Below are 23,346 nucleotides of genomic sequence, written 5' to 3' on the forward strand. Positions count from 1 at the left end.
CTATTTCGGAAGGTTTTTTTGTGTGAAGTGATTAAACCTCCAGCCCTTTTTTCTCCCAATTAACAATCGTGTCAAAATGCTTCAGTGTTTTATTATGACGGTCAATCCATGTGAACTCCTGCCATGTCTGCTCCAGGAAAATCTCCGCTTTGACTCCCTCGCGCGCGTCCCCTGAATCTGCACCCTCCAACGCAACGACACTTTCAAAAATCTTCACCATCAAGTTGCCGATCTTTTTGGAATGGAAGGTTTGAAGATCACTGGTGCAGCTTGCTACATAATCACAGAGCTCGACCAAGGTGGAAATCGCGGACTCCACAGGCTCCCTCAGGCCTATAGAGACATTTCCAAGGTTGGATAGCCTTGTGCGCATTTCCTCTACAAATAGACGTTGCACCTGGTACTTATTCATGAGACGCAAGACTTCCAAGCCGAGTATATTGGCCGTCCCCTCCCATACTGTCAACACCTGCGCATCCCTGAGCAGCCTTGGTGTGACAAAGTCCTCGATGAACCCATTCCCGCCATGCATCTCGATTGCTTCATGGGAATAATGGACGGCCTGCTCTGCTGTCTCCTTTTTCAAAAGGGCAATGAGGAGCCTGTTCAGTGCCACATCCTTCTCCGAGACTTTACCTTCCTTCCTCATGACCCGGTCAAACAAGGCAATCAGCTCAAACAGCGCGCTTGTTTCGACCTCCAATTTTACAGCCATCTTGACCAGCGACTCCCGGATCATCGGGAAATTGATCAAGTGATCTCCAAAGGTATGGCGGTTTCCTGCATACTCCCTCGCTTCCACATAAGCCCTTCTCATGATTCCGATGGATGCGACCGCATTGCATACCCGCGATAAATTCAATGCTTCCATCATGTAATAGATGCCCTTTGAAGGTTCCCCCACGAGATACGCCTCTGCTCCTTCAAACACCACTTCAGCCGATGGAACTGCCCTGACGCCAAGTTTGTCCTTCAGCCTGCGGATCTGGATTCCATTCAAAGATCCACCCTCTTTTCGCCAAGGGACGGCAAACAGGCTTAGCCCCTTCGTCCCCGCCGGTGCCCCTTCCATTCTTGCAAGCACCATGGCTACCCCGCACTGTCCCGCATTTGAGGCAAAATATTTCTCCCCATGCAGAAGGTAATGACCACTCTCGTGAAGAACAGCCTTCGTCTCATTTGCCCCCACATCCGAGCCACCCTGCCGCTCTGTAAGGAAGGTTGCCCCTTCATAGAGATCCACTTCCCCTGTTGAAATGACATGTTTCAGGAATCTCTCCTTCACTTCCTCGTCCGCATAATGCTCAAGCAAGTACGCGGTTGCCATCGTCAAAGTAACAGGACAATAGAAACCAGGCTCGGATTGTGACAAAAGATAGCCCTGTGCATAGGAATAGAGGTAGTTCCCTGACTTGCCAAGCGCCGGGATCTCCTTATGGACAAAGCCGACAATTCCCCTGTTATAGGTTTCTTCTACTGTCTTTTTGTACCCTTCATTGACCCAGACTTCAGAAATGTCCTCTCCCATCCGATTGTATTTGATGAGCTTTGGCTGCCCTTCCCGGTCAGTATGCACCGCCCTTTCGTCAATCTCACCGGCACAGCTCTCCCCAAACTCTGTCAATTCCCCTTGTGCCCATTGATAAAAGGAAGGCTCCAGATACTTTTGAAGCACTGCCTGCAAGTGCTTATCCTCCGTGAAAAAATTGCGTTTATTTTCCATCCTCCTCATCTCCCCTTCTCCAATTTCTCCGTAAAATCCTTAAGCATTCGCTGCATTTCCTCTTTCAATTCAGTCAGCTCCCGGATGCGATTTTCCACTTCCTCCACTTTTCTCGTTCCATACTCAATCGTTTTCTCGAGTTGCTTTTCCCCTGTACGGTCCTCGTCGAACAGCACCACCATCTCCTTGATCTCATCAAGCTGAAAGCCGAACCTTTTGCCCCGGATGATCAGTTTGAGCCTTGCATGCTCCCTTTTTGAAAAAAACCGCTGATTTCCATCTGTTCTTTCCGGCTTGATGAGGCCTAACTCTTCATAATAGCGGATGGTACGGGTCGACACCTGAAATTCCTTTGCCAGTTGGGTGATCGTGAACATTCTGCAAAACCCTCTTTGTTTGAAAATTTAGATATATTTCCATATTACCATTTACGTTAACGTGAAGTTCAAGGGATTTTAATTTGATGTTTATGAAATACATACAAACAAAGGTTTACAGGAGCGGCTTATTGGTGGTAAGTGATGGGTTTGGATGATTTCCTTTTAAGTAGGATTCTCTTAACTGTGGGCTGTTGTTGGTATCTTTACTACTTATTCATAGGCTGAGCGAGGGTATCATTCTGGTGTGTTTTGATTCCCTCCCCACCTGATTTCGTGGGGAGCGAAGGTATCATTCCGGCGTTTTGATTCCCTCCCTACCTGGTTTGGCGAGGAGCCAGGGTATCATTCTGGTGTTTTGATTACCTCCCTACCTGGTTTGGCGAGGAGCGAGGGTATCATTCTGGTGTTTTGATTACCTCTCTACTTAGTTTGGCGAGGAGCGAGGGTATCATTCCGGCGTTTTGATTCCCTCCCTACCTGATTTCGTGGGGAGCGAGGGTATCATTCCGGCGTTTTGATTCCCTACCTACCTGGTTTGGCGAGGAGCGAGGGTATCATTCTGGTGTGTTTTGATTCCCTCCCCACCTGATTTGGTGAAGAGCGAAGGTATCATTCCGGCGTTTTGATTCCCTCCCCACCTGATTTCGTGGGGAGCGAGGGTATCATTCCGGCGTTTTGATTCCCTCCCTACCTGGTTTGGCGAGGAGCGAGGGTATCATTCTGGTGTTTTGATTCCCTCCCCACCTGATTTCGTGGGAAGCGAAGGTATCATTCCGGCGTTTTGATTCTCTCCCCACCTGATTTGGTGAAGAGCGAAGGTATCATTCCGGCGCTATGTTTCTTCGATTCCCTTTCTACATAGTAGATTCCCTTTGGCTCCAAGGTAGGAAAAAGCAGTCAAAATAATCTTTGACACAAAAAAATCCGGTACCGACATTTGTCGGACCAGACTCTCTTTTACTTAATCGATTTCCTTCTTGTTCTTCCCTTTTACAAAACGGTAAGCAAGGTAGGCAATATATAAAGGAATCGCGATATAGATCAGATATGGGTATTGCTGATACGTACCCTGGTAGATGATAAACAGCAAGCATCCAAGGAACAAGGTGACAATCGTGCCGTATTTCGGTAGTGGCACTTCCTTGAAGCTTGGAATCTTCAGGCGGCTTACCATCAAAAAGCATAGTGCTGTGAAAATGACGGTTGTCACGATCTGCGGAATAAAGTTCCCGAACAGAGTGAGCAGCGCCATGATTCCACCAGCTGCTGTGATTGGGACTCCCGTAAAATATTTACCTGAAGAATTCGGTGGGCTCACATTGAAACGCGCTAAACGGTACGCGCCGAACAATGGGAATAGTCCTGCAATGGCAAGTCCAAGTAAGCCGAACTGATAGAAGTATGTATAATAGACCAAAAATGATGGCGCTACTCCGAATGTCACAACATCCGCAAGGGAATCCAATTCTTTTCCGAGATTGCTATCCGCTTTTAGCATGCGGGCAAGCCTTCCATCCATACTGTCAAGCATCATCCCGATCAGTATTAATATAGCTGCGTTGCTGTATTGTGCATTAGCTGCAAAACCTATCGATAAAAATCCACAAAATAAATTCCCAAGCGTGAACATGTTGGGAATGCCTTTAATAAATCGTGTGCGCATCTGCATGTAATCACTCCGTCAACGTAAATTTCCTATGTAAATGATTCTAAAAAACTTCTCTGTTTATAGTCACCTTCAGCTAATTATATCATTCCATCCTAATTAATGGATGAATTTTATTTATGAACTAAAAAATGTTGCAACAAAAAAATTAGTATGTTTAAATAAAACGTAATGATTCCTATTTTCAAAAAAAGATAAAAGGAGAGTTCTTATCATGGCCAAAAAATCCAAAGTAGTTAAAGAGAGAAAGAGACAGCAACTAGTCGAAAAATATGCAGATCTTCGCCGGGAGCTGATTGCCAAAGGAGACGTGGAAGGTTTAAGAAAGCTGCCGCGTGATTCCTCCCCTACCCGCTTGAACAATAGATGTGAAGTTACGGGTCGTCCTCGAGGATACTTGCGTAAATTCAAAATGTCGCGCATAGCATTTAGAGAGTATGCACATAAGGGGCAGATACCAGGAGTGAAAAAAGCAAGCTGGTAAACAAGTGATGGATTTTGAGATGAGGTGACTGGAATTGTATGAAGGCAAGTACAGCTTTTTAATGAAAATGGCACAGAGGTCACTTTCCGAAGAAAAACGCATATTCCATTCTTTTATTGAAGAAATTGAATTGGCATATGTGAATCAGGCTGAAACCGCTGAACAATATTTTAATCTGCTTACCCTCCAACACCCCTATCAACAGGCTGCAGCAAAGTTCAACATGACGGTTGAGGAAGCGAGACAGTATATGCTTGCCATCGATGCGGAGCTGCAAGGGGAAGTGGACAGAAAGATGAAATCAGCTGTTTGGCTTGAATATAATCAGAGTCATTTTCAAAACAAAAATTTCCTTACCTTTCTCTAAAAAAAAACGGCTCAGGATTTAAATACCTGTCCGTTTTTCTCCTAGATACATTCAATCCTCTATTATCAGCATATCATTCTCGTCAAACTTCCAGTCTGCGCCATAGGCCACTTCCCAATAATAGCCGTCCGGGTCCCGGAAGTAGCCACTATAGCCTCCCCAATCCGTTTTCTTCGGTGCTTTTGCAATCTCTGCCTCAACCTCTTTAACCCGGTGGAAGATCCCGTCCACTTCTTCTTCGCTCTTGGCATTATAGGCAAGCGTGATGCCCGGGAAGCCGCCTGTTGAAAGTGCCGGTGGATTTTCCTCATTGATATCCTTGGCCAGCAGCTCCAACGGATAAAGCTCCAGCTTCGTCCCCTGATTCTTGAAAAACACGATTACCGGCGCCTCCTCTGGTCCTCTTACGGAAGCTTCAAAGCCGATCTCGCGGTAAAATTTGAGCGATGCCGCAATATCTTTTACGCCAAGTGCGATCAGGTTTATTCTGTTCATCATTGCCATCCCTTTCATATTTAGTATATGATTGCATTCGACAGAAACAGTCGATTTCCTTTAAAAGCCACTTTCAAAGCCTTCATTTTCCCTATTAAACATCTGGAAGAACTTAACTTGTTGCTTTCTTTACTAAAAAATGGCACGCTTAAGAGGTTGACTATTTTACTATAAATGAATGGCGAAGGTGATAACTATGATCGAGGTAAAAAAATCCCCAATTAGCGATGGGGAATTTAATAGAGGGGTCTTTGCAACCCAGGATATAAAAGAAGGCGTAATGTTCCACGCAGCACCTGTAATTTCCTATTTGAATGAAGAACATCAGCATATTGAAAAGACGACTCTTGCGGACTATGCGTTTGAATATGGAGTGAACCATTCTGCCATCCTTCTTGGATACGGAATGCTTTTTAACCACTCGTATGAACCGAATGCCAGATACGAGATCAACTTCGACGAACATACCTTTGACTTTTACGCATACAAGGATATAAAAGCGGGCGAAGAGATCCTTATCAACTACAATGGGGACGTGGACCAGATGGACCCGCTCTGGTTCAATAAAGAAGACGGCGAAGAGGAAGAATAAAGTGAAAAACCACCAAAGGGGTCAGACCCCATTTGGTGGTTTTTTTACTCATTAAACCAATTCTTTGATTTCCACTCTTCTTCCCTGATCATGGGAAAGTCTTGCCGCGTGGTTGATGAGGGTAAGGTTGAATCCATCCTGGTGTGTGATGTTAGGTGTTTCGCCTGTGCGAATCTCCTCGACCCATTGGTCCATAGGCATGATCTGTGGAGCAGGCAGGTCTTTCACCTCATGCCAGCCTTCTTCCATCAGGCTGCTGAAAATACGGATTTTGTCATCTTCTATCAGAAGTGTCCCCGCAGTACCATACAGCTGGATTTGGAATGGGCTTCCATTTGCAACAAAGCCCGTTTCAAGAATACCCATGGCACCTGATACATATTCGACAATGGCAACCGCATTGTCATCCACCTCGTATCCAAGTGTATGTTGAAGCCTTGCTGTGACGGCAGTTGCCTGACCTCCAAGACGGTTCGTGAGATAGATCGGATGGGCTCCCAGGTCGATAAATGCCCCGCCACCACATTCCTCCATGTTATAAAAATGCTTTGGCAGCCAGCCATGTGGCCTATTTTCATAAGGTACCGCACCATTGTGCGCCACCCTGCATCGGATCGTCGTCAGCTTGCCCAGTAAGCCTTCATCCACCACTCTCTGCGCATAGAGATAATAGTCCGCCGTTAGACGTGGTAAGGAAACCATCAGCTTCACACCATTCTTTTCAACTGCATCCAATATGGCTTCTGCATCTTCGACCGTGATTGCCAGCACTTTTTCCGTAAAGATATGTTTACCGCTCTCAGCAGCTCTGATAATAACATCCCGATGCATGCTAGTTGGCGTATCGACAATGACTGCATCAATATCAGGATTTTTAAAAATGGACTCGATATCCTGGACAAACTCCACACCAAGCTCGGCTGCCCATTCTCTGCCTCTCTCTTCTTTTTCATCCCATACATGCGTGATTTCAATATGCTCATTTCCCTGTGCATGCTCTGCATATTCCGCTGCATGCACATGCCATTTACTTAGCAAGGCAACTCTGATCATCCGATTCATTCCCTTCTATGTATCTATCATCTTAACTATACCACGGTTGCCGTAATATGTTTCCTTCTATCTTTTAAATAGTAAAAAAGAGGGGAACCAATTGACGTGTCATACGTATAAAGTGGTAATGGAGGTGCAAGAAATGGATTTATGGTTTTATATTACTGTGATTGTTGCGCTATCTCTCATCTATTACGGCTATGATAAAAAGAAAAGCTATGAGCTGCAGGAGAAAAAAGTTGAGCTGGAATATTTAAGATTGGAAATTGAAATGAAAAAAGTAGAGATGGGGATCCCCATCGAAAAAGACGACACACAAAAACCTTGAGAAGACGTACTCTCAAGGTTTTTGTGCCTTACTATCTATCAACCCTTCAGTTCCACCTTGATATCAAGGTCTTCCCCGACTTTTTCATTGCTTTCATTGGTAGGGGCTTTCATGACGAGACGAACCCATTCGACATCTTCAGCCTTTGATTTTTCCAGCACATAGAAAACAGAAGCCTGCTTCTTTTCTTCCCCGGCAAATTTACCCTCAGGAAGTTCTCCCAATTTCGGGTTCGGAGCTGCAATTTCTTCTCCTGTACTAGTAATCAATGTAGCCTGATATGCATCAAAATTAATAGGATCTTTGGAAGTGTTCGTCACTTGGATATCCACTTGAATGTATTCAAGCTTATTCTGTCCAACATGCTCGGCAAATTCCGGAGAAAGCACGCCGCTGATTCCTGCAACCTGGTCAAAATCAAGGGTCAAGGATCCAGCCTCCACCGGTTCCACCTGATCGTTCCTCGTATGGAAGGTAAAGTCCCCGCCTTCAGTGGAAATGGTTTCCCCAACAGGTGTAATCCAATCAGGATCTGTCTGCTTGCTCGGACTCTTCGGACTTTCGGTCTGCTGTGAAGGCTCCTTTGTATCTGTCGCACTATTATCATTTGAACAAGCCATCATGGACGCTGCCAGCATCGCAGTCATCGACAAAACTACTAATTTCTTCATCTCTTTAGTTCCCCCTTGGTCGTATGTGTCTCTCTTCTACTATTGATTATACTTATTTTGTCGGTAAATTGGTAGTATTGTGACAATTTTCTTTTCTGGTGGTGATTATTGCCATATAAAAACCGCTGCCCCTCCTCGGGACAGCGGTTCTCTTCAAATATCTCTAGATCAGCCTTCCAACAACAAGTCTTCCGGATCTTCTAGCAACTGTTTCACTTTTACCAGGAATTGTACAGCATCCTTACCATCGACGATGCGGTGGTCATAGGAAAGGGCGATGTACATCATTGGTCTTACTTCCACTGTGTCTTTATCGTCCACTACAACAGGGCGGCGTTGGATGGTGTGCATGCCAAGGATACCAACCTGTGGTGTGTTCAGGATTGGAGTGGAATACAGGGAACCAAAGATTCCGCCATTTGTGATGGTGAATGTTCCGCCTTGAAGGTCTTTCAGTGCCAATTGGTTGTCACGCGCTTTTTTACCAAGCTCACCGATTTCTTTCTCGATGCCGGCAAAGCTTAGTTTGTCTGCATCACGGACAACTGGAACAACCAGTCCTTCCTCGGTGGAAACTGCCACACCGATATCATAGAACTTCTTCATCAGGATCTCGTCGCCCTGGATTTCCGCATTCAATAATGGGAAGGACTTCAGTGCCCCGATTACAGCTTTTGTAAAGAAGGACATGAACCCAAGCTTAACGCCATTCTTTTTGAAGAAAGCATCCTTACGGCGGTTACGCACGTCCATGACTGCTGTCATATCCACTTCATTGAAGGTAGTGAGCATCGCTGCAGTGTGTTGTGCTTCAACTAAGCGCTTTGCAATCGTTTGACGACGGCGGGACATTTTCACGCGCTCGATACGGTCATCCTGTACCACAGCTTTCGGTGCTGCCGCTGCTTTAGAAGGAGCTGCAGGTGCTGGCTCGCTCTTTTTCTTTTCAGCGGAAGCCTGATGCGCCTCGACATCTTCTACGCGTACGCGGCCCATTGGATCACGGTAGCTTACTTCGTTCAGGTCGATTCCAAGCTCACGCGCTTTTTTGCGGGCAGCAGGAGATGCAACAGCTGTGCGGGTTGCCACAGACTTCTTTTCCGCTTCAGGAGCTTTGGCAGCAGGTACTTCCTGCTTTGGCTCTTCCGCTTTTTCTTCTTTCGATGCTTCTGCAACTGGAGCAGCCGCTGCAGGCTCTTCTGCCGGTGCAGATCCGCCTGCCTCGCCAGTATCACCAAGCACTGCGATAACCTGGCCAACCTCTACGTTGTCACCTGGTTCAAAAAGAAATTCCTTGATGACACCACTGTGCTCACTTTTAATTTCAACGTTTACTTTGTCGGTTTCAAGCTCTGCGATCGTCTCGCCCTTTTCGATGGACTCGCCGACACTTTTCGTCCACTCTGCAATTGTTCCTTCTGTAATGGATTCCGCTAATTCAGGTACTTTAACTTCGATCATATGAATTCCCCTCCATGCCCTTTGCTAACATTTAATGCAGCTTGTACAATTCCAGCTTGCTCTTGTTTATGAATATGTGGCTCCCCGGTTGAAGGACTGGAACGCTTTGGACGTCCAATATATTCAACAGCCAGTCCACTTGAAGCGATCTCATGCAATGGTGCTTTTACCACAGGCCAAGCGCCCATGTTTTTCGGCTCTTCCTGTACCCAAACGATTTCTTTCAGGTTCGGATACTCGGCAACCAGCTCTTCCACTTCCTTTTTCGGGAATGGATACAGCTGCTCCACTCTGACTATATGAAGGTTTTCGACGTCTTCATCTGACAGCTCCGTCAGTTTGCTTGCAAGGTCGATGGATACTTTTCCTGTACAAAGAACAAGACGGGTAACCTTGGACTTTTCCTGCCCGGTTCCTTCCTGCTCCACTAAAAGCTTGAATGAGCCTTCGCTCAGTTCGGAGCTATTGGAAACTGTCATGGAATTACGCAGCAAGCTCTTCGGCGTCATCACGATCAAAGGACGTGCATCCTCCGTTTTGGTGAGAAGCGCCTGTCTTCTTAAAAGGTGGAAATACTGGGCTGCACTTGTTACGTTTGCCACAATCCAGTTGTTCTCTGCAGCTGAATTCAAGAAACGCTCCACGCGACCGCTCGAGTGCTCCGGTCCTTGACCTTCATAGCCATGAGGCAATAGCATCACAAGGCTTGATTTTTGGCCCCATTTTGCACGGCCTGCAGCGATGAACTGGTCGATGATTACCTGTGCTACGTTTACGAAGTCTCCGAATTGGGCTTCCCAGATGACTAGGGATTCCGGTGATTGCACACTATATCCATAATCAAAGCCGAGTACCGCAGTTTCAGACAACGGACTGTTGTAGATGGAGAACGAAGCTTTCGCCTCCGGGATATTGTGCAGAGGCACATATCTTTCTGCCGTCTGGTGATCATGCAATACAAGATGGCGGTGGGCAAATGTTCCACGCTCGCTATCCTGACCTGTCAAACGGATCGGTGTGCCGTCTGCAAGGATGCTAGCAAAGGCAAGCGTTTCCCCTAGTGACCAGTCTACTTTTCCTTCCTCGCTCAACAGACTCTCCCTCTTTTTAAGGATACGTCCAAGCTTCGGATACACCTTAAAGTGGGAAGGCCATTTTGCAAGGTTTTCATTAATGGAACGAAGAAGATCAACGGAAACTGCAGTCTCCATTTCAGGTACATGTTCAACGATCTTGACCGGTACATGTTTGGTCACTTCTTCTTTATTTTCTTTTTCTTTTAATTGATCAAAAGTCTCTTGGAACTTTTTCATCATCTCGGACTTTTTGCTTGTTGTATCTTCTTCTGTCAAAATACCGCGGGAAACGAGTTCTTTCGCATATTTCTCAGCAATGGTCGGATGATTGTTGATTTTTTCATAAAGATACGGCTGAGTCACGTTCGGATCATCCATTTCGTTATGGCCGAAACGGCGGTAACCGACAAGGTCGATCACGATATCCTTATTGAACTTTTTACGATACTGGTAGGCAAAATACATCACAGCCAGGCAGCTTTCCGGATCATCCGCATTGACGTGGATAACCGGGATCTCGTAGCCTTTTGCAAGGTCACTCGCATATTTGGTCGAACGGGAATCCTGATAGTTAGTTGTAAAGCCTAGCAGGTTATTCGCGATAATATGGATCGCTCCACCGGTCGCATAGCCTCGGAGCTTCATCAGGTTTAAGGTTTCCGCCACTACCCCTTCTCCAGGGAAAGCTGCATCACCATGGATCAAGACGCTGAAAGCCGATTGTTCATCCAGCTTCGGATAGCCCTTTTCACTGCGATCTTCCTGCAAGGCACGTGCAGAACCCTGTACAACAGGGTCGACAAATTCCAGGTGACTCGGATTGTGTGCAAGATGAATGCTGATCACATTTTCCTTATCGCCTTTGATATTGCGGTCTGCCCCAAGATGATACTTTACATCCCCGGACCAGCCGAAGTTGATCCCACGTGAACCTTCTGAAGGAACGAGTTCCTTGTTCGGGGAATGATGGAATTCAGAGAAAATCAGCTCATACGGTTTTCCAAGTACATGAGCAAGAACGTTCAGACGGCCGCGATGCGCCATTCCGATGCTGATATTTTTCGTACCTTCCTCACAACCGGATTGCACCAGCTTGTCGAGCATCGGTACCAGCATATCCAAACCTTCGATAGAAAAGCGTTTCTGACCGACGAAGGTTTTGTGCAAAAACTTCTCGAATCCGTCTACATGCATCAAACGCTCGAACAATTCGATGCGCTCCTCTTTGGACATCGGCTGATGGATGCGGGACTTCTCGATATAGCTATTCAGCCAATTCTGTTCCTCTTCATCATGGATATGACCGAATTCGTAAGCGATTGTATTTGTATAGATGCGTTTTAAATGTTCATATGCTTCCCATCCATTGGATATCGCTTCCGGGGCATCCTCCCAAATGAGGTCAATCGGAATCTGCAAGAGATCTTCCTTGCTCAGGCCGTATGTTTCCACGTCGAGGAATCCTGCCGGATGCTTTTCTTCAAACTGGATCGGACTAATATTTGCAGCCAGGTGGCCTAATGTACGAATATTCCTTAAAAGCTTTGTTGCAGCAATGACTTTTTTGATCGCCGATTGTGGAGCTTGGCTAGGTGCAGCATTCTTAGGGGACGAAGACGCCTCCGCTTGCACACCAAAATCCATTTCCGGCGGGGGACCCATTTCATCGAACAATTTCCGAATCGTATCGTCTACTGATTCCGGATCCTCCTGATACTTGTCATACTCTTCATAAATATAGCCCATATTCGGCCCGTAGAAGCGCTCCCAAATATGCGCACGGTCTTGATTACTCATCAGACATGCCTCCATTATTATTGCCTGTTACTGCTAGCTAATATATCAGAATAATAACTCTATACGTACTATATTACATCATAACTGTAACTTATTAAACCGTTTACATTCTATTACCCTAAAAAAAGTATGATTAACTGGAAAATAGGTAGAAATAACTACGAAGATTGTCGAATCGTGCCATCAGAAACATTGGTTTAATGCGCTTTTCGACAATGAATCTATTTAGACAAGTAAAAAGCACTTTTCCTCGTTCTGGGAAAAGTGCCAGAATATTATTCTAGGTCGCCTTCATTAATGAATAGGAGTGGCTCTGTGTAGCTTCCGGTAGAATACCCGCCGCCCCCATCCCCATAGGTTTTTTCCAGGCGAATCTTTTCGTCCATCTCGTTGAATGCCTGCCAGGCAAAATAAGTTTGATGGGATTGATAATCCATAAACCATCCATGAAAGTCATTCACATCATTAAAAGATTCCATGATTCCAGCCCATTCCTCTGGGATCGGGACGGCGCCGTAAGATGTTTCATCAACTGGAACCCGATGTGCCATCTGAATTTTCGGCAAGTATATTTCAATCCTATCATTTGCATTCACATTGGTCACCTGGAAGTACCTTTCCGATAATAGATAGAACTGAAAATATTCCACCTTGTCTTGCGGGTCGACATTCCAAGTGAAAAAGGTTTCTGTCCCATCCTTACTCGTCCAGGAAATCGGTCCAGAGGAAGTGGTCACCGAAACATTTTCCCACTTGCCACCAAGCCACATCCAGATGCTTGAAGCATAGCGGTCACCTTCGAGGATGAAAGGTACGAAAAAGCTCCTATCATCAAGAGGAACGATATCCTGTATTTCCTTCACCCTTGCTGTTGAATTTGTGAGGTAAAGCTCATCCATGATTTCTTCTTCCGTAAGAAAAGCTTTCGGCGTTTGGAGGTAGAAGACAGCCGCCAGGATGACCGCTCCCGCTAGAAGAAGCCCGATAAGAAATACTACTTTTTTATTCATCTGTCCCGCCCCCTTCCATCTTCAGAAAGGATTGCTCAGAACGGAAATAGTACTGCCTTTGGTTGTCCGATGTGATCAGCACCCCTTTGCCATCCCTCTCGACGTAAACTTGCGTATTCAAACCGCTGCCAATCTGAGATTTTGTTCCTGAAAGTATGTATGGGAACCTCTCCACTTTCTCTTCTTTCAATACAATGGAATTATACAATCTGTGACTATCAATCTTACTTTTCTGCATAATATCCAAAGCTTGTTCAAAAGCTTCATGGTTTAAATCCGCCTTCTGGGCTGATGGGTGGATGATATGCAGGCTCGCATTTTCCGCCTCACTGATGAATGTAGCCGCCTGATCCTTCGGGTAGATTATTCCATGAAAAAAGATACCGATGAGCGTTGTAGCCAGCAGGATATAGTTCGCTCCAAACCCTAGCCACGCATATTTCCGGTAAACTTCCCATTTCCCCTTTCTAAGGGCGTAGAGAATCCAAACACCAAGCGGTAAGATGGCGATGGAAATCGGAGGTTGAAAGAATGTCAGCGGAAAAGTAAAAGCAAATAATCCGATGATAATAGCCAATATCCCTTTCCAGAGCTTCGGCCGGATGTCCTTCTCCTGATTTTTGTAGATGCGGTAAAAGAAAAAGAATACAATTCCCCAGCCGAGAAGGACGAAAATCATTTCCAATCCATTTAAATGAATGTTCAAGTTAAACTCCATGGTTGCTCCCCCTAGTATATATCTTTCTACATTTTACCAGATTTATGGTAGCTTATGTCCAAAAGATTGGGATTTTTCATGGTTGGCTTAGCAGGGGTGCGGGGAGGTGGTTTTATCGAGGAATTTTGTGCGAAGGATGCGAATTGTGCATAAGTGGATTGTTTTTGAGCGCATTTCTAGATTTTTAAGCGTAAATTCTATTTTTTGTGCATAACCATGGGAGAATTGTGCATAAATCGAAATTTTTGTGCATAAACGTTTTTCCTGCACTCAAAATCCATATAAAAAGCCGCCAATCCCTGATCAGCGGCCAACTTTTTCTTATTCTTCGTTTGTTTCCTCTGAATTTGTTTCCGTTCCGTCGTTATTGTTGTTCATTTCATCGTTGCTGCAGCCAGTTGCAAGTCCTAGTAACATAAGTGAAGATAATAAAGCGATTAAACCTTTTTTCATCTTAGATTGCCTCCTTGGGTTGCTTGCATGATTTGTACTACAGGACTATCATACAAAAAAATCGGTCACACAGAGGATAATTTTCAAAATATTAACATAACTCTTACAGACGTTAACGGGAGGTTTACATTTTTTCATAAACTAGTAAAAGCCTTTACTTCTCCCCGTCCTCCAAAATGACCTCATCAATATGCCGCTTATTCATCTGGCTGCGGAGCTTGCGGTTTTCCTTGGATTCGAAGATGATATCAAAGTCATAGCCTTCCTCGTAAAGCTCCTCTGCCTTGATGTAGAGGGTCAGACGCTTGTGATTGAAGGTCTGCATTTCGCCTTTTACCTGCACCACTACATTTCCTTTTTCATCTGCCGGTTTATAGACAATCCCGAACTCGCCGATCGAAGGAATCTTCACGTTATCCCCCATTTTAAAGACGATCTCCCGGGCACTTTTTTCCACAGGGGCATGCTTTTGCTTGTGGATATATTTCTTGTTCATCGCGAGCTGCCTGTTCAATTCATGCAACGGTTTGTCGGTGGCCCCCGTGTAATCGCGCTTTTCCTTATACGTGATTTCATGTGCGCGCTCAATCAGCTTTGGATGCATCCCGAGACGAAGCGCGATGGCAAATGCCTGGCTGGCCCCGCCTTCACCGACAATCAGGCGATAGGTCGGCTTCAGTGTTTCCACATCAAATTCCATCGAACCGTTCATGAAGCCTTCCTGGGCATTGGCAAATTCCTTAATTTCGCTGTAATGCGTCGTCGCAAGCATGGTTGTTCCTTTGTTGAAGAGCTCTTCCAAAATGGAAGTCGCAAGCCCCATCCCTTCTGCCGGGTCGGTTCCTGAACCAAGTTCATCAAGCAGCACCAAGGTCTGCGGCGTGCTTTGTGCGAGAATGTCGATAATATTTTTGATTCGCGAGGAGAAGGTGCTAAGTGACTGTTCAATACTCTGGCCGTCCCCGATATCGACGAGGATCTTTTGGAAAATGGCGATTTCGCTGCCTGCTTCTGCCGGGATATGCATGCCACATTGCGCCATCATGGTGAGAAGCCCGACCGTCTTGATGGTCACCGTTTTTCCTCCCGTATTCGGACCCGTGATGACAAGCGCGTCGAAATCCTCACCGATTACCAGATTCAAAGGCACAGCATTCTTACCCAATAATGGATGGCGCGCCCCCTTCAACCGGATCAGATGATGCTCATTCATCTGCGGCGCTATCCCATTGATCGCCATGCTATACTTCGCCTTGGCAAAAATCAGGTCGTAGCTTACCATCATATCCATTGCAATTTTAATTTCGTGTTCATGCTCCTCGACGAGTCCTGTCAGTACAAAAAGGATCTTTTCTTCCTCTGCCTCCTCCTGGAACTTGAGCAGGTTGATGGAATCCTGAATGACACTTACTTCCTCAGGCTCGATATAGACGGTGGAGCCGGATGCGGAAACATCCAACACCGCTCCCTTGATGTTGTTTTTGTACTCCTTTTTCACCGGGATGACATATCTGCCATTACGGATGCTGACAAGGTTCTCCTGCATATATTTACTGTATTTTGCCGACTTGGCAAGCTGCTCGACACGCTGCTTGATCCTCTCTTCCAAGGTTGCAATCTGCTTACGGATCTTTAAAAGCTCCTTGCTCGCATAGTCATCCACCCTCCCGTTACGGATACAGCGGATGATTTCAGCCGCAATATGCTCCAGCTCAGAAATCGAGTAGACATAGGAAGTGATGGTCGGTGCCACATATTCCTTATCCTTCATAAAGCGTCTCAGCTTCTCGATGCATTCCAGGAACTCGTATAGCCCCATGAGCTGATCGGGACGGCAGGGCACACCCTTATGAAGATTTTTCAAGATGTATTGGATGCCGTGAAGGCCGTGGATCGGCACGCTTGCGCTAATTTCAAGAATCTTTTTTGCTTCTGATACTTCATGGAGCCACGCGTCTATACGCTTCTTATGCGTAGATGGCTCAAGTGATGTTATGGCCTCTTTCCCAGGTTCCGAGATGCAGTAGGATCCTACCTCTTTTTTCAAATCTGTGAATTGTAATGCTTGAATGGTTGTGCTATTCAATGTTTTTTTCCTCCTAAGATTTAATCCTCTTGATACAAGCTGATACGTGCGAGGAAAAGGCGGAACAAAGTCTTCACCTTATTTTTTGCATATAAAAAAACGCAGAGAACAACACTCGTTCTTTGCGTTTTGAATGGTAGTTTTTTATCGTAAATGGTGACAGGCAGGAATATACCTGTTCACTTATCTCAACTATCATTTTATGGAGCAGGCGCAAACCCGTGTTCTTAACCTTTTCGCGAGAAAAAAACGTACTCAAACAGAGCCCGACCTTTAGCCGAACCAGCGTTTTTTTCTACACGCACGTATCAAATTACGTTAGTTAAGAACGTACCCTTCCATAAAATAAACTCCTTTGCAGTTGGAATAGTTCCATTATATAGGATAAAGCGGGGAATGTCACGCCCCGCTCCACTGTTATTCATGCCCTTTTTTCCAGATCCTTCGCCGTTTTACTCGTCTCGACCTCTTTTTCATCCTTCAAGGTGCCAAATAGGACATCAACAAAAGGAGTCGATACCCCATACCAAAAGTTTTCGTTTTTAAAATGATGGAGGATGTGCGTCTTCTTGACCCATTTTCCGAACCTTGACTTCGGCTTGATCGGACGGTGTGCAACATAATGCTTCCATTCATATAGGAACAGCATTGTCATCAATCCTGTTGCAAACGCAAGGGTCAGCCATATATCTCCTGAGATCAGATAAAAGATGCCGGCAAGCACTGATAAGTTCGGCAGACTGTACCATAGCGGCAAGAACAGAAGATGCAGGTCGTTCGGATCTGTATGGTGGTCATAATGCAGACGCCTCAGCATTTTCAATAAAAATGGACTCTTAGGCGGCTTCAGGTGAAAAACGAACCGGTGGGTCATGTACTCGCTGAACATGAAGACAAGGAGGCCAAGCAACATGCAGGCGACAGCCCACAAGGTCAATCCGTGCCATAGCTGAAGGGATGCACTCAGCGCAATCAATCCTATCAATATCGTTATATCCGGAAATAAAAAGAAATCCCTATATAATCCTTTCACTAATGCCCACTCCCCGTCACTTTATTTAACCTTCGTCTGCGCTTTCCACATTTGAATGCTTTTCTCCATCATCTCATTCACCAAGAACTCTGCCTGAATTCCATCATCGGAAAGACTGGCCTCCATCAACTCCCGGTAATAGGAGCGAGATGCTTCCCGGTATGAGGCTTCGTAAAAATAGTGAGTCGCCATTTTCACATACAGGTCTCCGAAACTGTTCAATATTAGTAGATAGATAGGATTTGGCGATGCAGCAGCAAGGCCCCTCTGCAAAAGCCAATCGTATTCGGCAAACGCAGCCGCCTCATCTGGCACCATTTCGCTTTCTTTCAGCAGGCTTACCACGGATAGAGGTTTGTGGATGACCGCATCCTTCACATAAGCAGGCGAAATGCTTTTTCTTAATTCCAGAAGGTGCACAATAAATTCGTCAGGAATGCTCTCCTCCTCGGCAAGCAGATGCACAATGGTCATCAGGTTGCCTTCTTTCCAATAATCATTGACAACCGCCCTCTGCCCGCTCCTGATCGTCAGCCAACCATCCCGCTCGAGGCGCTGCAGGACCTCCCGGATCACCGGTCTTCCCACCTCATACTCTGCGGCCATTTCCCTTTCGGAGGGGATCTGGGTTCCTGGTAGATACTCCTGCCTTAGCACTTTACGAATGAATAATTTCTCTATTTTATCAGTTGCTCTCATCCCTACACCCCAAACTGGTATTACCAATATTTCATCTGGTATTACCAGTTTACGCAATACACTTTGATAAATGCAACAATTTTCAGAAAATAAACCCCTTGTTTATTTTCTAAACTCATTTTACGATTCATAATCAAAACGTTTCTCCCTCAACTTGAAAGGGAAGCTTAATAAACAAGCAAAGAAATACGAGAAAGGTTGATGACTACTATGGAAAAGGATAGATATTTTAAAAACAGTTATGAGGAAGCCCGCATTGCCTTCCGGGGGCACCTGGCAAAGATAAAGGAGAATTGGCCAAAAGCGGTACTGACAAGCCACAAAATCGGAGAGGAACAAGATAATACTGTCGACATGATCTATTCAGAAGCACTGACGGACAACAGGCAAGTGCTATTTTTCACTTCAGGGGAACATGGCATCGAAGGGTATGCAGGAGCTGCTGTCATCCATCTGTTTGTGGATGAGTATCTTGACTCCATCGATCCCGATACAACAGGCATATGTATGATTCACGCATTGAATCCTTGGGGGATGAGACATTTCAGACGGGTGACGGAAAATAATGTCGACCTGAACCGGAATTATTTATATGACCCGGATACGGTTCCAAAAGACGTGAATCAAACATATGCACAGGAAAAGGAGTTATTTCTCCCCAATGGAAAAATAATGGACGTAAAGGAAGAGAAGGCGACTTTATATGCCCGGCTTGCAGAAGGCGCGGCAAAGGCAAGTTATAGTGCGATGAAAGAAGCCAAAGGCATGGGACAGTTCAAGTTTGAAAGAGGGGTCTATTACGGTGGAAGCAAAGAGGAAGAATCGACTTGCTTCCTTAAATCGATACAAAGGAAGCTATTATCCGCCTATCAACGGGTCATACATATGGACTGGCACACGGCGCTTGGCCCAACCAATGAAGTAACGATGTTGGTATCCGAGCTTGACCCCCGTAATGAAGAGGAGTTAAAATCACTTTTCCCATTAGAAAACATTCAAACCTTCACACCTGAAAAGGTAAAAGGCGACTCAACCAACCATTTTCATAAACTCAAAAATGAAGAGTATCCCGAGACCCATCTATTCTCTGCGCTTTTCGAATTCGGTACCTTCGGCGAGGGAATCAAAGCCGAATTGCGTGAATTCACCACCATCATTTTAGAAAATCATCTATATTGGGAAGGCGCCGAGAAGGAGGAAGACATCAGGTGGATCAGGAGTGAGTTCCAGAAGATGTTCTATCCCGAAGATGAAGAATGGCGCCAATCCGTGTTGAATGAAGCGAGACTTGCGATGAAAGCAGTATTAAAAGCGGAAAAGATAATGAACTAATGAAAAAGCACCTGCTCCCCTTTCGGAAAATGCAGGTGCTTTTCTATGAAAATATTAGGCGAACCACTTATGCCAAAGCCTGTTGTTGCCACCTCGGACAAAGGTGTCGATTCGGTTTCGGTCCCATGAAACTGCTGCCGGTGAGGATTGGACCCCGCCACGTGGTGCTCCAAGGTTTACCCACTCACTCCAACGTCTGCCGTTCCAGAAAATCTGCCACATGCGGTCGTCTCTGCCCTTAAGGAAGACATCAAGCCTGTTTTGCGCCCAGGATGCTACAGCAGGTGCACCATCCAAGCCGCCGCGCGGGGTGCCGAGGTTTTCCCATCTGCTCCAGCTTCTGCCGTCCCACCATTTATGCCAGAGGCGGTTGTTGTTGCAAATGGCAAAGACGTCAATTCGGTTTGGTCCCCAGGATACTGCACCAGGAGATCCACCTAGGCCGCTGCGCGGAGATCCAAGGTTTTCCCACTGACTCCAGCTTCTGCCGTCCCACCATTTATGCCAGAGGTTGTTATCCATCCCCTGGACAAAGCAATCCAGGCGATTTTCCTGCCAGGAAGCAACTGCCGGTGATCCCTTGAAGCCGCCCCGCGGAGAACCTAGGTCTTCCCATTGACTCCAGCTTCTGCCGTCCCACCACTTATGCCACATGCCATCGTTCTGGCCTTGGACAAAGGTGTCGATCCGGTTCGGCCCCCATGATACGGCGCCAGGGGAACTTCTTAAGCCGCCTCTAGGGGCACCAAGATCCTCCCATCTGCTCCAACGTCTGCCATCCCACCATTTATGGAACATCCGGTTGCTCTCGCCGCGGACAAATGTGTCGAGGCGATTTGGCGCCCAGGACGATACGGCCGGTGACCCTCTGAATCCTCTAAGCGGTGCCCCAAGATCCTCCCACTCCCGCCAGCTTGCGCGCATATCAGACTGGGTTACTTCCCCAACCAACGCTTCTTCCTGGTTGCGATAATACGGTCTTGGATAATATGGATAATAAGGGTAGTAATAAGGTGCCGGATAGTAAGGGTATGGATAATAAGGGTAGTAGAAAGGACGTCTTGGACGCGGATAATAATAAATAAGCCGTTCGTTCGAAAGATTGTTGCGGTAATCTACAGGACCATGTTGAAAAAATTGATTTTGATTTTGTGGAAAGTACAAAGTGATAACCTCCCCATAGTTGTTTGCCTAATAGCGTATGCGAGGGTTATGGGTGGAGGTGCGTGTCTATTTTATCTATCAAGCTTAAAGCCTCGCATTCTCTATCACTCTGCAATAATCCGTAACAACCCTGTCACTCCCCTGTAAACAATCTTTACAGCTTCCATATACTCACTTAATAGTATGGCAATATAATTACTCTTGTAAGTTATTAAACTTCAGGAGGTCCTAATCAATGGCATTTTCCAAAAAGTTATTAACCGTAGCAATGGCTTCATCTCTTGCAGTGAGCGGCTTGGCGTTTCATCAGGCTTCTGCTGAAAAAGGTGGAAACAAGAAGAAAGATGAAATACAGAATGTTATTTTCCTGATTGGTGATGGTATGGGAAATTCCTATACGACAGGATATAGAACCTTAAAGGATAATCCGGATACCCCAGAGATGGAGGATACAAAATTTGATCCTTATCTAGTAGGCATGCAATCTACTCATTCATGGGATCCTGAAGAAAGTGTCACAGATTCAGCTGCTGCTGCAACGTCGATGTCAGCAGGTATTAAAACATATAATGGCGCAATTGCCGTTGACCTAGAAAAGAAAGATGTCAAAACCGTTCTCGAACAGGCCAAGGAAAACGGACAATCCACCGGGCTTGTCGCCACTTCCCAGATTAACCATGCAACTCCGGCGGCTTTCGGTTCGCATGATGAATCCCGCGAGAACTACAATGAAATTGCCGATGATTACTATGATGACCTGATTAATGGAGAACATAAAGTGGATGTGCTTTTGGGTGGGGGGACAAGCTACTTTGTCCGTGACGACCGCGACCTCACTAAAGAATTCGAGAAAGATGGATATTCCTATGTAGCCACGCGTGATGAAATGCTGAATGATAAAAACGAACAGATCCTTGGCCTTTTCGCGCCAAAAGGATTGGACAAAAAGATTGATCGACCAACAGAACAGCCTTCATTGAAAGAAATGACCAACTCCGCATTGGAGCGTTTGAATAAAAACGACAAGGGATTCTTTTTAATGGTAGAAGGAAGCCAGATCGACTGGGCCGGACATGATAACGATGTTGTAGCGGCGATGAGTGATATGCAGGATTTCGAAGAGGCTTTCCAAGCAGCAATCGATTTCGCCAAAAAGGATAAGAACACACTTGTAATCGCGACAGCCGACCACTCGACTGGGGGGATGGCAATGGGTCGTGACGGTGTATACAAATGGGATCCTTCTGCAATAAAGGCAGCGAAAAAGACACCTGACTTCATTGCAAAGGAAATCGCAGAGGGTGCCCCTGTGGAAGAAACATTGAAAAAGTATATCGATCTTGAGCTGACACCTGAAGAGGTTCAATCAGTCCAGGAAGCAAAGGACAGCTCGGGAGATGTTCTGGAAATTGACAACGCCATCGAGAAAATTTTTGACCTTCGCACCGGTACAGGCTGGACGACAGATGGGCATACAGGTGAGGATGTGACGGTATATGCCTATGGTCCAGGAATGGAAAAGTTCACTGGTAAAATTGACAACACCGACACAGCAAAAGAGATTTTCGCTATTCTGGAAAAGACTAAATCCTCTCACAATAAAGAATAAAGCATATACACAAGAAAGCATTCCGCGGCTACATGCTAAGGAATGCTTCAATTTTTAGGAGGTTGCTAAAATGCGTTTAAAACCATGGATTGCACTTACCTTAACTGCTTCACTTCTCTCGGGATGCACGGCAAATGGTTCTTCGAATACCGATTCCGAGGTACACGCTGAAACACAAGCCAAGAAAACTGAAGGCACCGATATCATCTCGTTCAAAGACAGCCCACAAGCACCGGATGACACGGAACTGACGATCAAGGATTCACAATTTCAGGATGAGGATGGTTCCATCACCCTTAAACAATTCGCACAGGTGCATGATAAGAAACAGACGGGAGATGTTTCAGTTACCATTTCAGATGTAAAGGTCATGCAATACAAGCCTTCCCCGGACCTTATTGATTTCTTCCACGGCTTCACCCATGAAGAAGCCGAGTTCCCTTATGTCAGGGTCAATGTTGTGGTGAAAAATAACGGCGACAAGCCCATGCATATTGCCCCTGTTTCAGAAATCACCACCAACCAAGGAGAAACCGTCACTTGGGAGGATGACTTCTATCTAGAAAAAATGAATGGCGAACTCAAACCCGGCGAAGAAAAAGTCGGCAGCCTAGGATTCGTCCTGGATGAAACCGATCCGGAAGCGCTAGAAGGACTTACCATCTCATCAAGTGAGGTATTGGATGCTAACAAGGACAAGGTGGCGGATGCTGTTGAGTTTGAGGTTGGGTTTTAACTTGAAAAGGTTTAGCGAATAGTTTCGTACCGTCTCATCTGTTGTTTTGCCTGGGGCGCGGTACGATTTCTTCTCTTTCGTACCGTCCCTCCTGCTTTTTTGCCTGGGGCGCGGTACGATTCTCTTGTTTTCGTACCGCCTCTCCTGCCGTTTTGCCCGTGTGACGGTACGATTCCTTCTCTTTCGTACCGCCTCTCCTGCTATTTTGCCCGTGTGACGGTACGATTCCCCCTCTTTCGTGCCGCCTCTCCTGCTATTTTGCCCGTGTGACGGTACGATTCCTTCTTTTTCTTACCGCCTCTCCAGCTGTTTTGCCTGGGTGACGGCACGATTCCCCTTCTTTCTTACCGTCTCCCCCTCGGATTTGCCTTGATGACGGTACGATTCCCCAACAATTAAAAAGGTGCCTGACC

General features: G+C 45.9%; 22 protein-coding genes. 7 read left to right on the forward strand and 15 right to left on the reverse strand.

Annotated features, from left to right (window positions below):
• Nucleotides 1–31: 31 nt before the first annotated feature.
• From JOC95_RS08445 to pssA, 3 genes are all read right to left on the reverse strand, one after another.
• Nucleotides 32–1,723, reverse strand: coding sequence for an acyl-CoA dehydrogenase family protein (locus JOC95_RS08445; protein WP_204415134.1), 1,692 nt, complete (start codon nucleotides 1,721–1,723; stop codon nucleotides 32–34).
• A 5-nt stretch (nucleotides 1,724–1,728) separates the two neighbouring features.
• On the reverse strand, nucleotides 1,729–2,100 hold the full coding sequence (locus tag JOC95_RS08450) for a MerR family transcriptional regulator (RefSeq protein ID WP_204415135.1): 372 nt from the start codon (nucleotides 2,098–2,100) through the stop codon (nucleotides 1,729–1,731).
• A gap of 964 nt (nucleotides 2,101–3,064) precedes the next feature.
• A complete protein-coding gene (gene pssA / locus JOC95_RS08455; RefSeq protein WP_204415136.1) occupies nucleotides 3,065–3,772 on the reverse strand; it encodes a CDP-diacylglycerol--serine O-phosphatidyltransferase in 708 nt (235 codons plus the stop codon).
• Nucleotides 3,773–3,983: 211 nt separating this feature from the next.
• Between pssA and rpsN the strand changes: the two genes are divergently transcribed.
• Both rpsN and JOC95_RS08465 read left to right on the forward strand, forming a co-directional pair.
• A complete protein-coding gene (rpsN, locus tag JOC95_RS08460) occupies nucleotides 3,984–4,253 on the forward strand; it encodes a 30S ribosomal protein S14 (RefSeq protein ID WP_204415138.1) in 270 nt (89 codons plus the stop codon).
• A gap of 34 nt (nucleotides 4,254–4,287) precedes the next feature.
• Nucleotides 4,288–4,620 (forward strand): hypothetical protein, encoded by a 333-nt coding sequence (locus tag JOC95_RS08465; protein ID WP_204415139.1) that lies wholly within the window; start codon nucleotides 4,288–4,290, stop codon nucleotides 4,618–4,620.
• A 51-nt stretch (nucleotides 4,621–4,671) separates the two neighbouring features.
• Here the strand turns inward: JOC95_RS08465 and JOC95_RS08470 are convergent, their stop codons facing one another.
• Nucleotides 4,672–5,115 (reverse strand): VOC family protein, encoded by a 444-nt coding sequence (locus JOC95_RS08470; RefSeq protein WP_204415534.1) that lies wholly within the window; start codon nucleotides 5,113–5,115, stop codon nucleotides 4,672–4,674.
• 196 nt (nucleotides 5,116–5,311) lie between these two features.
• On the opposite strand from JOC95_RS08470, the gene JOC95_RS08475 reads away from it, so the two are divergent.
• A complete protein-coding gene (locus JOC95_RS08475; RefSeq protein ID WP_204415145.1) occupies nucleotides 5,312–5,707 on the forward strand; it encodes an SET domain-containing protein in 396 nt (131 codons plus the stop codon).
• 51 nt (nucleotides 5,708–5,758) lie between these two features.
• Here JOC95_RS08475 and JOC95_RS08480 read toward each other — a convergent pair whose 3' ends face one another.
• Nucleotides 5,759–6,760: a Gfo/Idh/MocA family protein gene (locus JOC95_RS08480; RefSeq protein ID WP_204415147.1), complete on the reverse strand. Its 1,002-nt coding sequence runs from the start codon at nucleotides 6,758–6,760 to the stop codon at nucleotides 5,759–5,761.
• A 142-nt stretch (nucleotides 6,761–6,902) separates the two neighbouring features.
• On the opposite strand from JOC95_RS08480, the gene JOC95_RS08485 reads away from it, so the two are divergent.
• Nucleotides 6,903–7,088: a hypothetical protein gene (locus JOC95_RS08485; RefSeq protein ID WP_204415149.1), complete on the forward strand. Its 186-nt coding sequence runs from the start codon at nucleotides 6,903–6,905 to the stop codon at nucleotides 7,086–7,088.
• Nucleotides 7,089–7,126: 38 nt separating this feature from the next.
• Here JOC95_RS08485 and JOC95_RS08490 read toward each other — a convergent pair whose 3' ends face one another.
• From JOC95_RS08490 to JOC95_RS08525, 9 genes are all read right to left on the reverse strand, one after another.
• Nucleotides 7,127–7,759 carry a DUF4352 domain-containing protein gene (locus JOC95_RS08490; RefSeq protein WP_204415150.1) on the reverse strand — a complete coding sequence of 211 codons (633 nt, stop codon included), beginning with the start codon at nucleotides 7,757–7,759 and terminating at the stop codon, nucleotides 7,127–7,129.
• A 168-nt stretch (nucleotides 7,760–7,927) separates the two neighbouring features.
• A complete protein-coding gene (gene odhB / locus JOC95_RS08495) occupies nucleotides 7,928–9,220 on the reverse strand; it encodes a 2-oxoglutarate dehydrogenase complex dihydrolipoyllysine-residue succinyltransferase (RefSeq protein WP_204415151.1) in 1,293 nt (430 codons plus the stop codon).
• Nucleotides 9,217–12,093: a 2-oxoglutarate dehydrogenase E1 component gene (locus JOC95_RS08500; protein WP_204415152.1), complete on the reverse strand. Its 2,877-nt coding sequence runs from the start codon at nucleotides 12,091–12,093 to the stop codon at nucleotides 9,217–9,219. The genes odhB and JOC95_RS08500 overlap by 4 nt, the downstream gene beginning before the upstream one ends.
• Before the next feature lie 275 nt (nucleotides 12,094–12,368).
• Nucleotides 12,369–13,103 carry a hypothetical protein gene (locus JOC95_RS08505; RefSeq protein ID WP_204415153.1) on the reverse strand — a complete coding sequence of 245 codons (735 nt, stop codon included), beginning with the start codon at nucleotides 13,101–13,103 and terminating at the stop codon, nucleotides 12,369–12,371.
• Nucleotides 13,096–13,821 carry a hypothetical protein gene (locus JOC95_RS08510; RefSeq protein ID WP_204415154.1) on the reverse strand — a complete coding sequence of 242 codons (726 nt, stop codon included), beginning with the start codon at nucleotides 13,819–13,821 and terminating at the stop codon, nucleotides 13,096–13,098. The genes JOC95_RS08505 and JOC95_RS08510 overlap by 8 nt, the downstream gene beginning before the upstream one ends.
• 321 nt (nucleotides 13,822–14,142) lie before the next feature.
• On the reverse strand, nucleotides 14,143–14,274 hold the full coding sequence (locus JOC95_RS21525) for a hypothetical protein (RefSeq protein ID WP_275580532.1): 132 nt from the start codon (nucleotides 14,272–14,274) through the stop codon (nucleotides 14,143–14,145).
• A gap of 154 nt (nucleotides 14,275–14,428) precedes the next feature.
• The gene (locus tag JOC95_RS08515) at nucleotides 14,429–16,360 is read right to left on the reverse strand and encodes an endonuclease MutS2 (RefSeq protein WP_204415156.1); all 1,932 of its coding nucleotides are present in this window, start codon (nucleotides 16,358–16,360) and stop codon (nucleotides 14,429–14,431) included.
• Nucleotides 16,361–16,781: 421 nt separating this feature from the next.
• Nucleotides 16,782–17,393, reverse strand: coding sequence for a sterol desaturase family protein (locus JOC95_RS08520; protein ID WP_338083071.1), 612 nt, complete (start codon nucleotides 17,391–17,393; stop codon nucleotides 16,782–16,784).
• A 21-nt stretch (nucleotides 17,394–17,414) separates the two neighbouring features.
• Nucleotides 17,415–18,092: a GntR family transcriptional regulator gene (locus JOC95_RS08525; protein WP_204415158.1), complete on the reverse strand. Its 678-nt coding sequence runs from the start codon at nucleotides 18,090–18,092 to the stop codon at nucleotides 17,415–17,417.
• A gap of 201 nt (nucleotides 18,093–18,293) precedes the next feature.
• Between JOC95_RS08525 and JOC95_RS08530 the strand changes: the two genes are divergently transcribed.
• Entirely contained in the window at nucleotides 18,294–19,424 is a 1,131-nt protein-coding gene (locus tag JOC95_RS08530) for a M14 family metallopeptidase (RefSeq protein ID WP_204415160.1), read from the forward strand.
• A 54-nt stretch (nucleotides 19,425–19,478) separates the two neighbouring features.
• Here the strand turns inward: JOC95_RS08530 and JOC95_RS08535 are convergent, their stop codons facing one another.
• On the reverse strand, nucleotides 19,479–20,588 hold the full coding sequence (locus JOC95_RS08535; RefSeq protein ID WP_204415162.1) for a PLL family lectin: 1,110 nt from the start codon (nucleotides 20,586–20,588) through the stop codon (nucleotides 19,479–19,481).
• A 235-nt stretch (nucleotides 20,589–20,823) separates the two neighbouring features.
• On the opposite strand from JOC95_RS08535, the gene JOC95_RS08540 reads away from it, so the two are divergent.
• Entirely contained in the window at nucleotides 20,824–22,197 is a 1,374-nt protein-coding gene (locus tag JOC95_RS08540; RefSeq protein ID WP_204415164.1) for an alkaline phosphatase, read from the forward strand.
• A gap of 70 nt (nucleotides 22,198–22,267) precedes the next feature.
• Nucleotides 22,268–22,933 (forward strand): DUF4352 domain-containing protein, encoded by a 666-nt coding sequence (locus tag JOC95_RS08545; protein WP_204415166.1) that lies wholly within the window; start codon nucleotides 22,268–22,270, stop codon nucleotides 22,931–22,933.
• Nucleotides 22,934–23,346 lie beyond the last annotated feature (413 nt).

The sequence above is a fragment of the Sutcliffiella tianshenii genome (assembly GCF_016908565.1).
Lineage (GTDB): Bacteria > Bacillota > Bacilli > Bacillales > Bacillaceae_I > Sutcliffiella_A > Sutcliffiella_A tianshenii.

Bases quoted from the DNA above. Each gene is read 5' to 3' on its own strand.
- JOC95_RS08530 (WP_204415160.1), top strand. From the start codon at position 18,294: ATGACTACTATGGAAAAGGATAGATATTTTAAAAACAGTTATGAGGAA.
- rpsN (WP_204415138.1), top strand. From the start codon at position 3,984: ATGGCCAAAAAATCCAAAGTAGTTAAAGAGAGAAAGAGACAGCAACTA.
- JOC95_RS08510 (WP_204415154.1), bottom strand. From the start codon at position 13,821: ATGGAGTTTAACTTGAACATTCATTTAAATGGATTGGAAATGATTTTC.
- JOC95_RS08475 (WP_204415145.1), top strand. From the start codon at position 5,312: ATGATCGAGGTAAAAAAATCCCCAATTAGCGATGGGGAATTTAATAGA.
- JOC95_RS08470 (WP_204415534.1), bottom strand. From the start codon at position 5,115: ATGAACAGAATAAACCTGATCGCACTTGGCGTAAAAGATATTGCGGCA.
- JOC95_RS08480 (WP_204415147.1), bottom strand. From the start codon at position 6,760: ATGATCAGAGTTGCCTTGCTAAGTAAATGGCATGTGCATGCAGCGGAA.
- JOC95_RS08445 (WP_204415134.1), bottom strand. From the start codon at position 1,723: ATGGAAAATAAACGCAATTTTTTCACGGAGGATAAGCACTTGCAGGCA.
- JOC95_RS08505 (WP_204415153.1), bottom strand. From the start codon at position 13,103: ATGAATAAAAAAGTAGTATTTCTTATCGGGCTTCTTCTAGCGGGAGCG.
- JOC95_RS08485 (WP_204415149.1), top strand. From the start codon at position 6,903: ATGGATTTATGGTTTTATATTACTGTGATTGTTGCGCTATCTCTCATC.
- JOC95_RS21525 (WP_275580532.1), bottom strand. From the start codon at position 14,274: ATGAAAAAAGGTTTAATCGCTTTATTATCTTCACTTATGTTACTAGGA.
- odhB (WP_204415151.1), bottom strand. From the start codon at position 9,220: ATGATCGAAGTTAAAGTACCTGAATTAGCGGAATCCATTACAGAAGGA.
- JOC95_RS08450 (WP_204415135.1), bottom strand. From the start codon at position 2,100: ATGTTCACGATCACCCAACTGGCAAAGGAATTTCAGGTGTCGACCCGT.
- JOC95_RS08490 (WP_204415150.1), bottom strand. From the start codon at position 7,759: ATGAAGAAATTAGTAGTTTTGTCGATGACTGCGATGCTGGCAGCGTCC.
- JOC95_RS08545 (WP_204415166.1), top strand. From the start codon at position 22,268: ATGCGTTTAAAACCATGGATTGCACTTACCTTAACTGCTTCACTTCTC.
- JOC95_RS08500 (WP_204415152.1), bottom strand. From the start codon at position 12,093: ATGAGTAATCAAGACCGTGCGCATATTTGGGAGCGCTTCTACGGGCCG.
- JOC95_RS08540 (WP_204415164.1), top strand. From the start codon at position 20,824: ATGGCATTTTCCAAAAAGTTATTAACCGTAGCAATGGCTTCATCTCTT.
- pssA (WP_204415136.1), bottom strand. From the start codon at position 3,772: ATGCAGATGCGCACACGATTTATTAAAGGCATTCCCAACATGTTCACG.
- JOC95_RS08525 (WP_204415158.1), bottom strand. From the start codon at position 18,092: ATGAGAGCAACTGATAAAATAGAGAAATTATTCATTCGTAAAGTGCTA.